Genomic DNA, 14,931 nt, shown 5'->3' on the forward strand with positions numbered 1-14,931 from the left:
GCAATGGCGAGAAGGTCACACCCGTTCCCATCCCGAACACGGAAGTTAAGCTTCTCAGCGCCGATGGTAGTTGGGACGTAAGTCCCTGTGAGAGTAGGACGCTGCCAGGCATTTCATTATTCCGCAGTAGCTCAGTGGTAGAGCTATCGGCTGTTAACCGATCGGTCGTAGGTTCGAGTCCTACCTGCGGAGCCACTTTATTTTTACCAAAAAAGATAGCTGTGCTTCCATAGCTCAGTAGGTAGAGCACTTCCATGGTAAGGAAGAGGTCAGCGGTTCGAGCCCGCTTGGAAGCTTACCTGATTTTTATAATATAATATGGCCCCTTGGTCAAGCGGTTAAGACACCGCCCTTTCACGGCGGTAACACGGGTTCGAATCCCGTAGGGGTCACCACTTATTGGAGGATTAGCTCAGCTGGGAGAGCATCTGCCTTACAAGCAGAGGGTCGGCGGTTCGATCCCGTCATCCTCCACCATATTATTATGCCGGCTTAGCTCAATTGGTAGAGCAACTGACTTGTAATCAGTAGGTTGAGGGTTCAAGTCCTTTAGCCGGCACCACTTTTTGTGGAGGGGTAGCGAAGTGGCTAAACGCGGCGGACTGTAAATCCGCTCCCTCAGGGTTCGGCGGTTCGAATCCGTCCCCCTCCACCATTTATATTTTTGTTGATATATGGACAAGCTAGAATCACATTAGTGGGCTATAGCCAAGCGGTAAGGCAACGGACTTTGACTCCGTCACTCGTAGGTTCGAATCCTGCTAGCCCAGCCAAATCATAACATCCCTGAGATTACATCAGTGGATTTTGCGAAAAATATCGAGAGATATTTTAAGCAATGACAGTGAGCCATTAGCTCAGTCGGTAGAGCATCTGACTTTTAATCAGAGGGTCGAAGGTTCGAGTCCTTCATGGCTCATAATTTTTACGAGAAACCCGAGGATATTGTATCCTTGGGTTTTTTATTATTGCTATATGCCGGCTTATGAAGGACATTTTTCGTAAGCCGTGGTCTCATTTTGTCCTTCATCCCCATTGATCACGAACCTCTTTCGCCTACAATTTAAAAACCTCTCCCCCCCGCCCCACGCATATATATACAAATTTATGTCGAGTTGAGTCATCACTATGAAAGCGGTTAAAATAGAGGCATAGACAATTAGGAGGAGACATAATGAAAAAGAAACTTTCAATTATCGGAATGCCTATGGACTTGGGACAGATGCGCCGCGGGGTTGATATGGGACCAAGTGCCATTCGATATGCTGGGATCAACGAACGCTTAAAGCCGTTATTTTCAGAAATTCACGACATGGGAGATATTCCAATTGGAAGACCAGAGGTTGTTGTCGATAAAGAATCCAATCTAAGAAACTTAGACCTGGTTGCAGAAAAAAATACTCTACTAGCAGAAAAGGTTGATGAGGCCCTTAATGAAGGCTGGTTCCCGCTTGTTCTTGGCGGCGATCACAGCATTGCCATCGGCACATTAGCAGGTGTGGCGAAGCATTATCAAAACCTTGGTGTTATTTGGTACGATGCCCATGGTGACCTGAATACGGCTGAAACTAGCCCATCCGGAAATATCCATGGTATGCCTCTTGCGGTCAGCATTGGCTTGGGACATCCATTATTAACAAATATCGGCGGCTATGCACCAAAGGTAAAGCCTGAGAATGTTATCATTATCGGCGCCCGCTCCCTTGATGAAGGAGAACGGATTCTAATTAAAGAAAGAGGCATCAAGGTTTACACTATGCACGAAATCGATCGCCTCGGAATGGCAAAGGTGATGGAAGAAACAATCGCTTACCTCAAGGAAAGAACCGATGGTGTTCACCTATCGCTTGACCTCGATGGCCTAGATCCAAGCGAATGCCCAGGTGTTGGGACACCGGTAATGGGGGGAATCAGCTACCGCGAAAGCCATCTTGCTATGGAAATGCTCGAGGAATCAAAATTAATTACCTCTGCAGAATTTGTTGAAGTAAATCCAATTCTCGATGAAAAAAATAAAACCGCCTCCATTGCTGTCGGACTGATGGGGTCTTTATTTGGCGAAAAACTTCTATAAAAACTACGCGACAGCTGCCAACTTTAGGCAGCTGTTATTTTTTCCTCGCTATCACGCCACTTTTTACAATTCTTTTATCGTTCCTCCACAAAACGTTCATAATTCCAATGTAACATTACTATTAATACCTCTATGAATTCTTTTAGCAATTTTTACTAATTTTTTGTTAAAATTATAGGTATTGAGAACTTTTTTTACCTAAAACGAAACCTTTTTGCTAACGATACGTATATCGGATAGCAGCATTGGAGCTGAGGTAATTTAATGGAAGCTATAGTAAAAAAGAGAATAAAACAAGTCATAAAAGGCGACCAAGACGCATTTGGGGAAATTGTTGAAATATATAAAAACAGTGTTTTTCAGCTTTGTTTTCGAATGCTTGGTAACCGGCATGAGGCTGAGGATGCAGCACAGGAAGCATTCATCCGTGCCTATGTGAATATAAAGTCCTTTAACCAAGATTTAAAGTTCTCCACGTGGCTTTTTCGTATTGCCACCAATCTTTGTATCGACCGGATGCGTAAAAAGAAACCGGACCATTATTTAGATGCAGATGTGGCCGGTACGGAAGGGCTGACGATGTATTCGCAGATTCCATCCAATACCGAACTGCCGGAAAAGGAATTAGAAAGCATGGAGCTGCAAGAGACAGTCCAAAAGGAAATTTTAAAACTCCCCGAAAAATATCGGTCAGCCATCGTATTAAAATACATGGAGGATTTGTCCTTAAACGAAATAAGTGAAATTCTCGACCTTCCGGTTGGAACAGTCAAAACAAGAATTCACCGCGGAAGAGAAGCATTGAAACAACAATTAAGGTATGTGTAAAAAAGAGGTGAAACAAGAATGTGTCCAGACCATATCATCGAACTCATGCACGAATACTTGGACGAAGAAATTGATTCAGAAAAGGAGAAGGTTTTACGACTACACCTCCAAAACTGTAAAGACTGTGAAACGATTTTTAACGAACTGAAGAAAACGATCGCTTTTGTCAAAAGCGTTTCAAATATGCAGGCCCCAGCCAATTTTACAGCCAATGTTTTGGCACGTCTGCCGAAGGAAAAGAAGAAGGTACTAATGACACGCTGGTTTAAGAATCACCCAATTCTAACGGCAGCGTCCTTATTTGTTGTCTTAATGGGTGGCAGCCTGATGTCAACGTGGAATCATGAGCGGGAGTTCTCTGTGACAAAACAACGGAATTTAATTGTCAAAAACAACACGGTCATTGTCCCTAAGGGAGAAGTCGTCAAGGGTGACGTTGTCGTCCGAAATGGAACACTCAGAATAGAAGGAGAAATCCAGGGAGATGCAACGGTCATCAATGGGGAAAAGTACCTCGCTTCTGCAGGACATGTTACGGGCGATATTGAGGTAGTAAACGAAGTGTTTGATTGGATCTGGTACCAGATGAAAAAAACAGCTAAAGACGTAGTAGGTGTTTTTGACCAGACGGAAACTAAATAAATGACAAATCACTCAAAATGGAGTGATTTGTTTTTTTAAACAGTAACATATAATAAGTACAAGTTTAGTTTGTGATATAATGTATTGGTTATATTGTTTTACTAGCAAATTTACGGAGGAAAAACCATGCCGTTTGCCGATTGGACATTCTGGAAGTATATATCGAGTACAATTGATATTGTCCTTGTCTGGTATGTCATTTATAAATTAATTAATATTATTAAAGGAACCAAAGCGGTTCAGCTTTTAAAAGGAATTTTTGTTATTCTGCTTGTGAAGGTCGCCAGTGATTTTTTCGGGCTGACCACCTTGAGTTGGATGATGGAGCAGGTCATTACCTACGGATTCCTAGCCATTATCATTATTTTTCAGCCAGAGCTTAGAAGGGCTCTTGAGCAGTTGGGAAGAGGCCGGTTTTTCTCCAGATCAAACAATCCTGAAGATGAGGATCAGGAGAAAACAGTGGAAGCCATTATGAAAGCAACAGATTATATGGCGAAACGGCGGATTGGAGCCCTTATTTCGATTGAAAGAGAAACGGGGATGAGCGATTACATAGAAACGGGAATTGGATTAAATTCAAGAATTTCTTCTGAACTGCTGATCAATATCTTTATTCCGAATACACCGCTTCATGACGGCGCAGTCATTATCCAAAGAAATAATGTGGCGGCAGCGGCGTGTTATCTGCCTTTATCAGAAAGCCCCTTTATCTCAAAAGAATTGGGAACACGGCATAGGGCGGCTTTAGGAATAAGCGAAGTGACGGACAGTATTACAGTTGTCGTATCGGAGGAAACGGGCGCCATTTCGCTTACCAAAAATGGCGAGTTGCACCGTGATGTAAAAGCGGATGAATTTCGCGAATTACTGACTAATGAATTGCTGGATCAGCACAAAGCAAAACAAGCTTCTTCAGCTCGTTGGAACTGGAGGGGAAAAAGCAATGGATAAATTAATGGATACCCCATGGTTTATAAAAATCTTGGCACTTGTATTGGCGGTTTTGTTATACTCCTCTGTTCCGCATGCCGGCAAAGATGTATATGTGCCTGGAGAGCAAACGAGTGAGACCATAAAAGATATACCGGTAAAGATTTATTATGATACTGAAAACCTAGTCGTCTCGGGAGTACCATATACTGTTGATGTCGGCCTCAAAGGGCCGATCACACATATTCAGTCGGCTAAGGCTTTAAGAAACTTTGAGGTTTATGTGGATTTAACCAATGCCAAAATAGGTCGGCAGAAGGTGAATCTGAAGGTTAAGGACTTATCCGATAAATTGCAGGCTTCCATAAAGCCGAACTCCGTTTATGTAACCATACAGGAAAAAATAACAAAGGAATTCAAGATTGAGGCAGAGTTTAACCCAGGCCAAATTGAAGATGGATATGCTGCCGGAACCCCAGTAGTGGAACCGAAAAGGGTAAAAATTACTGGAGCCAAAAGTGAAATCGACCGAATTACGTATGTTAAGGCCGTCCTTGAGGAGAAAGAAAAGCTGAAGGAAACCACAACAAAATCGGCTCGGATTCAGGTTCTTGATAAGGATTTAAATAAACTGGATGTAACGGTGGAACCGGAAACCGTTAGGGTCACACTTCCAATCAAAGAAACCGCCAAAACGGTTCCCATCAATATAATTAGAAAAGGTTCTCCGCCGGCCGGCGTGACAATAGATTCCATCGACCTAGATACAGCGGAGGCTGTCATCACAGGGGATGAAGATATATTAAAAAATACCGAAAGTGTCAGGGTAGAAGTGGATGTCAGTAAAATAAATGATAATACGACATTGGATTTGCCTGTTATTATTTCAAATGGCATCTCGAAGGTAACCCCGCAAATGGTAAAAGCTACTGTAAAGGTGAGCAAGCAGGCGGAAACAACTGTATCCGGAGTGCCGCTTAAGATTAAAGGCTTAGGGCCTAATTTGAAAGCGGACATTACCGACCCGGCAAACAAAGTGATTAATTTAATCATAAATGGGCCAAGCACTGCCCTAAGCGGTCTCAGACCTGAAGATTTTAACGCATATGTTGATCTCTCAAGCCTTCCGGAAGGTAATCATGAAGTGAATATTCATATTGATGGCCCGCCGAATGTTAATTATAAGCCTGATAAATCTACAGCAAAAATAACGATAACAAACAATGCTTAATTCGGAGCAATAGATATAGAAGGAGCGGATAATAGAATGGGAAAATATTTTGGAACCGACGGAGTACGTGGAGTCGCAAACAGCGAATTAACTCCGGAACTGGCTTTTAAACTTGGCCGGTTTGGCGGATATGTGTTAACAAAGGAACATGCCCGTCCAAAGGTTTTAATTGGACGTGATACCCGGATTTCCGGGCATATGCTAGAAGGTGCGCTTGTCGCCGGTTTGCTTTCGATTGGAGCAGAAGTCATGCGTCTTGGTGTTATTTCCACACCAGGTGTTGCCTATTTGACTAAAGCTTTAGGTGCACAGGCAGGTGTTATGATTTCTGCCTCTCATAATCCGGTTGCGGATAACGGAATTAAATTCTTCGGTCCGGACGGTTTTAAGCTTTCTGATGAGCAGGAATTGGAAATTGAGGGTTTGATGGACTTGCCAGAGGATCAGCTGCCGCGTCCGACAGGGGCCGACCTTGGTCTTGTCATGGACTATTTCGAAGGCGGTCAAAAATACCTGCAATATTTAAAAAATACGGTGGATGAAGATTTCTCCGGAATCCATGTGGCATTGGACTGTGCCCATGGGGCAACCTCGTCGCTTGCGATGCATTTGTTTGCTGATTTGGATGCTGATTTGTCGACGATGGGAGCAGCTCCAAATGGTTTAAATATTAATGCGGGCGTAGGCTCAACCCATCCAGAAGCACTGGCTGCTTTGCTGAAGGAAAAAGGAGCGGACGTTGGTTTGGCCTTTGATGGCGACGGCGATCGCTTGATTGCGATTGATGAAAAAGGGAACATCGTTGATGGCGACCATATCCTTTATATCTGTGGAAAATACATGAAGGAACAGGGCCGATTAAAGCATAATACTATTGTTTCAACTGTCATGAGCAACCTTGGTTTTTATAAAGCAGTAGAAAGCCAAGCCATTCAAAGTGTTCCTACGGCAGTGGGTGACCGCTATGTTGTCGAGGAAATGAAGAAAAATAACTATAACCTTGGCGGTGAGCAATCCGGTCATATTATTTTCCTTGACTATAATACGACTGGTGATGGTTTATTAACAGGCCTGCAGTTAGTGAATATTATGAAAGCAACTCAAAAGAAGCTTTCAGAACTAGCGGCCGAAATGAAAAAATACCCGCAGAAACTTGTCAATATCAGGGTTACAGACAAACACCATGTAACCGATAATGAAAAGGTAAAAGAGATTATTGCACAGGTGGAAAGCGAAATGGCTGGAAACGGACGCATTCTTGTTCGTCCGTCAGGAACAGAACCGCTTGTCCGCGTAATGGCAGAGGCATCTTCAGAGGAGCTTTGCGAAGAATATGTGAACCGTATTGCTGCTGTTGTTAAGGCGGAAATGGGTTTAAACGAAGAATAAAATTCGCTATATGCATAAGGGAACTTCTAATTCCCTTATGCATATTTTATTATGTATGGTTTTAATTTTTCCATTAAGTTTTAAGTTGACGAACCAATGCGTATCATGTACTATTAACTTGCTTTGCTTAATGAAAGGCAATGTTATTGGAAGGGGGGCAGCGGTAGAACAGTTGTTTTACAAAAGCGCCAGAACTAGCCGACAGAGGGTTTGGCTAGTTGACGAGGTGGAGGATTATCGAAATGTTCGGCGGATACCTCCCGGTTGAAACGCACAACCGTCAATTTCTTCCTTAAAACACGGAGGCAACTCGGTGCACAAAGGGGAGAAAATGCACATACTAAAATAATGTTGAAAAGGTATAGACAGATACCTATAAAAAAACAGAGATAAGGGGGCAGGTACGCCTCCAAAGCTTCTTGCCCCCTATATCAGGGAGGAAAAGAATAAATATGTGCGGAATTGTTGGATATATTGGAAATTTAGATTCGAAGGAAATTTTACTAAAAGGTTTAGAAAAGCTTGAATATAGAGGCTATGATTCAGCAGGTATAGCTGTTAAAAACGAAGACGGGATTCAAATTTTTAAGGAAAAAGGACGCATCGCCGACCTTCGCAGCATTGTCGATGAAAAAGTATTGGCACACGTTGGAATTGGCCATACACGTTGGGCAACACACGGGGTTCCAAGCAGAGGAAATTCCCATCCGCATCAAAGCGCATCCGGCCGCTTTACGCTTGTTCACAACGGCGTCATCGAAAACTATGATCTGCTAAAGCGCGAATATTTAGCAGATGTTTCTTTCAAAAGTGAAACCGATACAGAAGTCATTGTGCAGCTTGTCGAGAAGTTTGCAAACGAAGGCCTGAGCGTATTAGAGTCCTTCCGCAAAACATTGACACTTTTGCATGGCTCATATGCACTAGCGCTTTTGGATGCAGAAGACAATAACACCATTTATGTAGCAAAAAATAAAAGCCCGCTGCTTGTCGGCCTAGGGGACGGCTTCAATGTGGTCGCGAGCGATGCGATGGCAATGCTTCAAGTAACCGATCAGTTTGTTGAATTAATGGATAAAGAAATCGTCATCGTAACAAAAAATGAAGTAACTATTCAAAACATAGATGGAGAAGTCATCAGCCGTACGCCATACACAGCCGAGCTTGATGCCAGTGATATTGAAAAGGGGACATATCCTCACTATATGTTGAAGGAAATTGATGAGCAGCCTGCTGTTATTCGTAAAATCATTCAACATTATCAAGATGAGCAGGGCAAGCTTGTGATTGACCGGGACATCATTGATGCTGTAAACGCTGCTGACCGCGTCTATATCATTGCTGCAGGGACTTCTTATCACGCAGGACTTGTTGGTAAGCAGTTCATTGAAAAAATGGCAAAGATTCCGGTTGAAGTCCATATCTCCAGCGAATTTGGCTACAATATGCCGCTTTTATCTGAAAAGCCATTGTTTGTGTTCATTTCACAAAGCGGTGAGACTGCCGACAGCCGTGCCGTGCTCGTTCAGGTAAAAGAAATGGGCTATCCAGCGTTGACGATTACAAACGTGCCTGGATCGACATTATCACGTGAAGCGGATTATACTTTATTGCTGCATGCCGGTCCAGAAATCGCTGTAGCTTCGACTAAGGCTTATACAGCACAGTTGGCAGTTCTTGCAATTTTAGCCGAAGTGACAGCCAAGAGTCGCAGTTTAGAAGTTGGCTTTGATCTGATTCATGAGCTTGGCTTAGTTGCTAATGCGATGGATGTTCTATGTGACTCTAAGGAAATACTTGAAGTCATTGCCCGTGAATTCTTCTCAGTCACTCGGAATGCTTTCTTTATCGGCCGCGGCATTGACTTTTATGTTGGCTTAGAAGGCGCCTTGAAGCTTAAGGAAATTTCTTATATTCAAGCAGAGGGCTTTGCTGGCGGCGAGTTAAAGCATGGAACGATTGCCTTAATCGAAGAAGGTACTCCAGTCGTTGCTCTTGCCACTCAGGAAAGCGTGAATTTAAGCATTCGCGGCAATGTGAAGGAAGTTGTGGCCCGCGGCGCCAATCCATGCATTATCTCAATGAACGGACTAAACATGGACGAAGACAGCTTCGTCATACCAGAAGTGCACGAATTATTAACACCACTTATCTCTGTCATACCATTACAAATCCTTGCCTACTACGCAGCCCTGCACCGCGACTGCGACGTCGACAAACCACGTAACCTCGCGAAGTCGGTAACAGTGGAGTAAGCATGGGGACGGTTCTTTTGCTTCAGTTTTGAAGCAAAAGAACCGTTTTTTTTTGCTTTTGGATCTAGCTTGATGCAATGGGGCTTGTTACTTTTTTAAGGGAGGATTGTTGCTATCAACATGAAAAGGAAGCAGATTGTTTTCTTTATTTTCTCCATAGAATTGTTCCTGAATTTGTTGATTTGCCTTTTCTGTTTCGGAATTTACCTGAGAATATCTTGCACTATAATCTTTAAATTTTTGACTTAAATATTGATTTACTTCCTTAGCCTCATTTTTGTTTTGTTCACCATCGGACATGCTAATCCCTCTCTTATTCATTAATCTATATTCCCTTCTAATGTTCAATTTTTTGAAAAAATAAATTCACAGGACACCAAAGAAAATTTGTATCTTCCTTAAATATTTATTTTTGGCAGAGGCATCATAAAAAAGAATGATGCAATTCCTAATACTAACCTTATCTAGGAGGAATTTACGCAATGAAAAGTTTGAAAAAAATCAGCCTATTGATAACAATTGTAGCTTTGATGATATTTGCAGCTGCGTGCGGCGGAGGAGCGAAAAAAGACACAACTAAGGATACCGGTGATAAAGCCGGAAAAGAACTTTCTGGCTCCTTGGTCGTTTCCGGCTCATCTGCCATGCAGCCTCTTGTAGCGGCGGCGGCAGAAGAATTTATGGCTAATAATCCAAAAGTAGACATTCAAGTAAATGCGGGGGGGTCTGGTACAGGATTATCCCAGGTTGCTGAAGGATCTGTTCAAATTGGGAACTCTGATGTTTTCGCGGAAGAAAAGGAAGGGATTCCGGCTGACCAATTAGTGGACCACAAAGTTGCGGTTGTTGGAATAACTGCAGCAGTTAACCCAGGTGTTGGAATTAAAGACATTTCAAAAGAAAACCTTATTAAAGTTTTTACAGGCAAAATTACAAACTGGAAAGATGTTGGCGGTAAGGATCAAAAAATCGTATTAGTCAACCGCCCTGATGCGTCAGGTACTCGTGCAGTATTCAATAAATTTGCTCTTGATGGAGCAACACCTGCGGAAGGAATTACAGAAGATTCCTCCAACACGGTTAAAAAAATTGTTAATGAAACCGCTGGGGCAGTTGGTTACTTGGCATTCTCTTACTTCACCGATGATAAGGTGACCCCTCTGTCGATTGATGGCGTTGAACCAACAGATGAAAATGTCCAATCAGGCAAATTCCCAGTTTGGGCGTACGAACACTCTTATACTAAGGGTGAACCAAGCGGTGCGACAAAAGCATTTTTGGACTATTTAATGTCTGATGATGTTCAAAATAAGTTGTTAAAAGAGCAGGGGTATTTACCTGTAACAAAAATGAAGGTAGAACGTGACGCGAAAGGTAATCAAACAAACAAATAGGTCGTATGTGGCAGTTAAAGGGTAAATGTGTCACCACATTTACCCTTATGATGTAGTTATAGGGGGTTGGTGCAATATGGAAAAGTCGAGTTCTGCCAAAGATAGGCTGCTGAAATCCGGCCAAGATTGGCTGGGTGGAGAATTTAGGGGAAAGTCCCTGGTCATCTTATGTGCTGTTATTATGATCTCTGCCACCATTGCCATTACGATATTTCTAGGGACAAAAGGGCTCCAATCCTTTATAAAAAATGGCGTTAGCCTGATTGAATTCATAACGAGTAGGACTTGGAATCCTACTGATAAGGCTAATCCGCAATATGGTACGCTGCCGTTTATTTTTGGGTCTTTTGCCGTCACTTTTCTCTCTGCGCTTGTTGCGGCACCATTAGGGATTGGCGGGGCAATCTTTATGACCGAAATTGCCCCATCCTGGGGTAGAAAAATATTGCAGCCTGTAATTGAGTTGTTAGTTGGTATTCCTTCTGTTGTATATGGATTCATCGGGCTTTCCGTATTAGTCCCGTTTATCAGGGAAAATATAGGAGGACTAGGATTTAGCCTGCTTTCCGGAACCATTGTTCTTTCCATTATGATATTGCCAACAGTAACATCTATCGCTACCGATGCAATGGGTTCTCTGCCAGGGGCATTAAGAGAAGGTTCTTTTGCTTTGGGTGCCACCCGTTGGCAAACCATCAAAAAAGTGCTTATTCCTGCTGCCATGCCATCACTGCTGACAGCTATTGTACTTGGAATGGCGAGAGCATTTGGTGAAGCATTGGCTGTCCAAATGGTTATAGGGAACGTGAAGAATTTGCCTTCAAGTTTATTGGATGCATCTGCCACGTTAACTACCATTATAACGTTAAACATGGGTCATACTACATATGGAAGTGTGGAAAATAATACTCTTTGGTCAATGGGATTGATTCTATTAGTCATGTCGTTTGCATTTATTCTCCTCATTCGTTATTTATCAGCAAGGAGGAAATTGTAATGAATACGAAAACTGCTGATCGAATAGCTACTGGTGTGTTCTATTGCATAGCATTTATTATCATTGCAATTCTTGTTAGTCTTTTTTACTATATTTTGGTTAACGGATTAAAAAATATTTCGCTAGAATTCCTAACAACTCCCTCAAGCAACGTAAGAGCTGGAGGGGGAATCCGCGATCAATTGTTCAATTCCTTGTATGTTTTGGTCATTACGATGGTGATTGCCGTCCCATTAGGGTTAGGTGGAGGCATTTATATGGCGGAGTATGCTAAACCGGGGAAGATTACTGATACTATTCGTTCTTGTATCGAAGTTTTAGCTTCTCTGCCTTCAATTGTGATTGGAATGTTCGGTTTATTAATGTTTGTTAATTTAACAGGATGGGGTTATACAATTTTAGGCGGTGCATTAGCTCTTACCGTTTTCAATCTGCCTGTTATTGTCCGTGTGAGTGAGGACGCAATTCGGTCTGTTCCCCGGGAGTTAAAAGAAGCCAGCCTTGCATTAGGGATTACCCATTGGCACACCATTAAAACGGTTATATTGCCTAGCGCTTTTCCCACTATTTTAACGGGTATCATCCTTGCTTCCGGCCGTGTATTTGGGGAAGCAGCGGCATTATTATTTACTGCCGGATTGTCTACACCAAGACTTGATTATGCAAACTGGAACCCCTTTTCTGCCACTTCCCCATTAAATATTTTTCGTCCAGCGGAGACCTTGGCGGTACACATTTGGGCTGTCAATACGCAAGGCTTAATTCCAGACGTGGAAGAGGTCTCAAGCGGTGCGGCTGCCGTTTTAGTCCTTTCCGTATTAATTTTTAATTTATTAGCAAGATGGATTGGAAGTTTGATTCATCGTAAAGTCACGGCAACTAAATAAAAGCGGGTGAAAAAACATGGCTACAGCAATGAAGCAAAGACCAGCCGAAAATGACATGGTTCAAAGAAATGAAAATATTCAAAAAAATATTGTTTTGCATGTTAAAAACTTAGAAATTTTCTATGGTGAAAAACGGGCTGTTAATGGGATTTCAATGGATATTGAAGAAAATTCAGTAACGGCTCTTATCGGCCCATCGGGATGTGGAAAGTCGACATTTTTACGCAGTATTAACAGGATGAATGATTTGATACCCGGAGCAAGGGCAAAAGGGGAAATTATTTATGATGACCTAAATATTTTATCAGAGCAAATAAATGTTGTAGCGTTACGGAAAGAAATCGGGATGGTCTTTCAAAAGCCGAATCCGTTTCCAAAATCCATTTATAATAATATCACCCACGCTTTGAAGTTCTCAGGCATCAGAAAGAAAAGCAATCTGGATGAAATCGTGGAGGAAAGTCTTCAGAAAGCAGCATTGTGGGAAGAAGTAAAAGACCGTCTGCATAAATCGGCACTATCCCTTTCCGGAGGGCAGCAGCAACGTCTCTGCATTGCCCGGACTATTGCAATGAAGCCAACTGTCATGCTCCTTGACGAGCCATCTTCAGCGCTGGACCCTATCTCGAATGCCAAGGTTGAGGATCTTATCGTGGAGTTGAAAAAGGACTATTCAATCATAATCGTTACTCATAATATGCAGCAGGCGTCGCGTATTTCTGATAAAACAGCCTTCTTCCTGAGCGGTGATTTGATAGAATATGACATCACAGATACGATATTTACCAATCCTTCTGTTAAAAAAACAGAGGAATATATCTCGGGAAGATTCGGATAAGGGGGGAATGGTGTGACGTTTGCAACCTTAACCAGGAATGTATTTGATATAAAGGACCTTAATTTATGGTATGGTGAACATCATGCATTAAAGAATATTAATTTTCCGATTATCAAAAAAGAGGTCACAGCTATGATTGGTCCTTCCGGTTGTGGAAAGTCAACCTTTGTAAAGACGTTGAACTTGATGATTAATTATGTTTCGAATGTAAAGATGACGGGAGAAATCAATTTTAATGGTCACAATATATTAAATGAAAAATTGGACTTGGTAGAATTGCGGAAAAAGGTTGGAATGGTCTTTCAAAAAGGAAATCCCTTTCCACAGTCCATTTATGATAATGTCGCTTACGGACCAAGAATCCATGGAATCAAAAAAAAGAAGCATCTGGATGAGATTGTCACAAAATCATTGATGAACGTTGCTTTATGGGATGAGGTAAAGGACCGGCTACATGCACCTGCTCTCGGGCTTTCGGGCGGCCAGCAGCAAAGGCTGTGTATTGCCAGGGCTCTTGCCACAAAACCAGAGGTCTTATTAATGGACGAGCCAACATCCGCCCTTGATCCCATTTCCACCTTGAAAATTGAAGAATTAATCTTAGAACTAAAAGAAAAATATACGATTGTTATTGTGACACACAATATGCAGCAAGCCTCAAGGGTGTCGGATAAAACAGCTTTCTTTTTAATGGGAGAATTAATTGAACTCGATGAAACTTCAAAGATTTTCTCGAACCCAAGGGATGAACGGACTGAGGGTTATATTACAGGGAGATTTGGATAATAGGGGTGACATAATGAATACCAGATCATATTTCGATACTCATTTAAAACAATTAAAGAATATGCTTATTGAAATGGCTCGAAAATCGGAGGATGCTATCAAAGAAAGCATTGATACTCTTATTCAACAAGATATCGATAGGGCAAATGAAATTATTGAAAATGATTCAACCATCGATGAACTGGAACATGAAATCAATAATAAGGCAATTATTTTAATTGCAAAGGAATCTCCTGTGGCAAGAGACCTTCGAAAAATCATTGTAGCGCTCAAAATTTCTTCAGAGGTGGAACGCATTGCCGACAATGCCGTTAATATTGCAAAGTCAACACTGCATATCGGCAAAGAAAAACATATAAAAGAAATTGTCGACATTCCCAAAATGATGGATCTTGCTTTGGAGATGCTAAGTGATTCCTTAAACGCCTTCCTTTCGGAAGATGTTGAGATGGCAAAAAAATGTGCAGAGAAAGACGATAAGGTTGATGAAATGTATGGAATACTTATAAAAGAGCTTATGGGATATGTACAGAAATATCCGGACCATATTAATCAAATTAATCAGTTAGCATTTGTATGCAGATATATCGAAAGGATTGCGGACCATTCAACCAATATTTCGGAACATGTTATTTACCTTGTGACCGGAGAACGTTATGATTTAAATGCCTAGATTG

At 42.0% G+C, this 14,931-nt stretch carries 14 protein-coding genes, 8 tRNA genes and 1 rRNA gene; 22 read left to right on the top strand and 1 reads right to left on the bottom strand.

Annotated elements, in window-relative coordinates; all coding sequences use genetic code 11:
* From rrf to glmS, 16 genes are all read left to right on the top strand, one after another.
* Positions 1-110: ribosomal RNA gene (gene rrf, locus ACFPA1_RS07050) — 5S ribosomal RNA — on the top strand; the annotation flags it as partial.
* A gap of 10 nt (positions 111-120) precedes the next feature.
* Positions 121-195 (top strand) — tRNA-Asn (locus ACFPA1_RS07055).
* 28 nt (positions 196-223) lie between these two features.
* A tRNA-Thr gene (locus tag ACFPA1_RS07060) sits at positions 224-296 on the top strand.
* A 24-nt stretch (positions 297-320) separates the two neighbouring features.
* Positions 321-395 (top strand) — tRNA-Glu (locus tag ACFPA1_RS07065).
* 6 nt (positions 396-401) lie between these two features.
* Positions 402-477 (top strand) — tRNA-Val (locus ACFPA1_RS07070).
* A 9-nt stretch (positions 478-486) separates the two neighbouring features.
* A tRNA-Thr gene (locus ACFPA1_RS07075) sits at positions 487-562 on the top strand.
* An 8-nt stretch (positions 563-570) separates the two neighbouring features.
* A tRNA-Tyr gene (locus ACFPA1_RS07080) sits at positions 571-655 on the top strand.
* A gap of 43 nt (positions 656-698) precedes the next feature.
* A tRNA-Gln gene (locus ACFPA1_RS07085) sits at positions 699-773 on the top strand.
* Between the two features lie 73 nt (positions 774-846).
* Positions 847-919 (top strand) — tRNA-Lys (locus tag ACFPA1_RS07090).
* A gap of 255 nt (positions 920-1,174) precedes the next feature.
* Positions 1,175-2,074, top strand: a complete 900-nt coding sequence (gene rocF / locus ACFPA1_RS07095) for an arginase (RefSeq protein WP_213148184.1) — start codon at positions 1,175-1,177, stop codon at positions 2,072-2,074.
* A 264-nt stretch (positions 2,075-2,338) separates the two neighbouring features.
* Positions 2,339-2,902 (top strand): RNA polymerase sigma factor SigW, encoded by a 564-nt coding sequence (gene sigW, locus ACFPA1_RS07100; RefSeq protein ID WP_378581866.1) that lies wholly within the window; start codon positions 2,339-2,341, stop codon positions 2,900-2,902.
* Between the two features lie 18 nt (positions 2,903-2,920).
* Positions 2,921-3,544, top strand: a complete 624-nt coding sequence (locus ACFPA1_RS07105) for a zf-HC2 domain-containing protein (protein WP_378581867.1) — start codon at positions 2,921-2,923, stop codon at positions 3,542-3,544.
* Positions 3,545-3,670: 126 nt separating this feature from the next.
* Positions 3,671-4,498, top strand: coding sequence for a diadenylate cyclase CdaA (gene cdaA / locus ACFPA1_RS07110; protein WP_213148181.1), 828 nt, complete (start codon positions 3,671-3,673; stop codon positions 4,496-4,498).
* A complete protein-coding gene (locus tag ACFPA1_RS07115) occupies positions 4,491-5,708 on the top strand; it encodes a YbbR-like domain-containing protein (protein ID WP_213148180.1) in 1,218 nt (405 codons plus the stop codon). The genes cdaA and ACFPA1_RS07115 overlap by 8 nt, the downstream gene beginning before the upstream one ends.
* Positions 5,709-5,744: 36 nt before the next feature.
* A complete protein-coding gene (gene glmM / locus ACFPA1_RS07120; RefSeq protein WP_378581868.1) occupies positions 5,745-7,097 on the top strand; it encodes a phosphoglucosamine mutase in 1,353 nt (450 codons plus the stop codon).
* Positions 7,098-7,549: 452 nt separating this feature from the next.
* Entirely contained in the window at positions 7,550-9,352 is a 1,803-nt protein-coding gene (gene glmS, locus ACFPA1_RS07125) for a glutamine--fructose-6-phosphate transaminase (isomerizing) (protein ID WP_213148178.1), read from the top strand.
* Between the two features lie 87 nt (positions 9,353-9,439).
* Here the strand turns inward: glmS and ACFPA1_RS07130 are convergent, their stop codons facing one another.
* Entirely contained in the window at positions 9,440-9,652 is a 213-nt protein-coding gene (locus ACFPA1_RS07130) for a hypothetical protein (RefSeq protein WP_378581869.1), read from the bottom strand.
* 182 nt (positions 9,653-9,834) lie between these two features.
* On the opposite strand from ACFPA1_RS07130, the gene ACFPA1_RS07135 reads away from it, so the two are divergent.
* The 6 genes from ACFPA1_RS07135 to phoU all read left to right on the top strand — a co-directional run bounded on the left by ACFPA1_RS07135 (position 9,835) and on the right by phoU (position 14,927).
* Positions 9,835-10,746, top strand: a complete 912-nt coding sequence (locus tag ACFPA1_RS07135; RefSeq protein WP_213148176.1) for a phosphate ABC transporter substrate-binding protein — start codon at positions 9,835-9,837, stop codon at positions 10,744-10,746.
* Positions 10,747-10,822: 76 nt separating this feature from the next.
* The gene (pstC, locus tag ACFPA1_RS07140; RefSeq protein WP_378581870.1) at positions 10,823-11,743 is read left to right on the top strand and encodes a phosphate ABC transporter permease subunit PstC; all 921 of its coding nucleotides are present in this window, start codon (positions 10,823-10,825) and stop codon (positions 11,741-11,743) included.
* Entirely contained in the window at positions 11,743-12,630 is an 888-nt protein-coding gene (gene pstA, locus ACFPA1_RS07145; protein ID WP_378581871.1) for a phosphate ABC transporter permease PstA, read from the top strand. Before pstC ends, pstA begins: the two co-directional genes overlap by 1 nt.
* Positions 12,631-12,658: 28 nt before the next feature.
* On the top strand, positions 12,659-13,468 hold the full coding sequence (gene pstB / locus ACFPA1_RS07150; RefSeq protein ID WP_378581894.1) for a phosphate ABC transporter ATP-binding protein PstB: 810 nt from the start codon (positions 12,659-12,661) through the stop codon (positions 13,466-13,468).
* Positions 13,469-13,480: 12 nt separating this feature from the next.
* Complete coding sequence (pstB, locus tag ACFPA1_RS07155; RefSeq protein ID WP_213148173.1) at positions 13,481-14,254, top strand: phosphate ABC transporter ATP-binding protein PstB; 774 nt, start codon at positions 13,481-13,483, stop codon at positions 14,252-14,254.
* Between the two features lie 13 nt (positions 14,255-14,267).
* Positions 14,268-14,927, top strand: a complete 660-nt coding sequence (gene phoU, locus ACFPA1_RS07160; RefSeq protein WP_213148172.1) for a phosphate signaling complex protein PhoU — start codon at positions 14,268-14,270, stop codon at positions 14,925-14,927.
* Positions 14,928-14,931: the final 4 nt, after the last annotated feature.

It is taken from the genome of Neobacillus sp. GCM10023253 (assembly GCF_042653105.1).
Taxonomy (GTDB): domain Bacteria; phylum Bacillota; class Bacilli; order Bacillales; family Cytobacillaceae; genus Neobacillus; species Neobacillus citreus.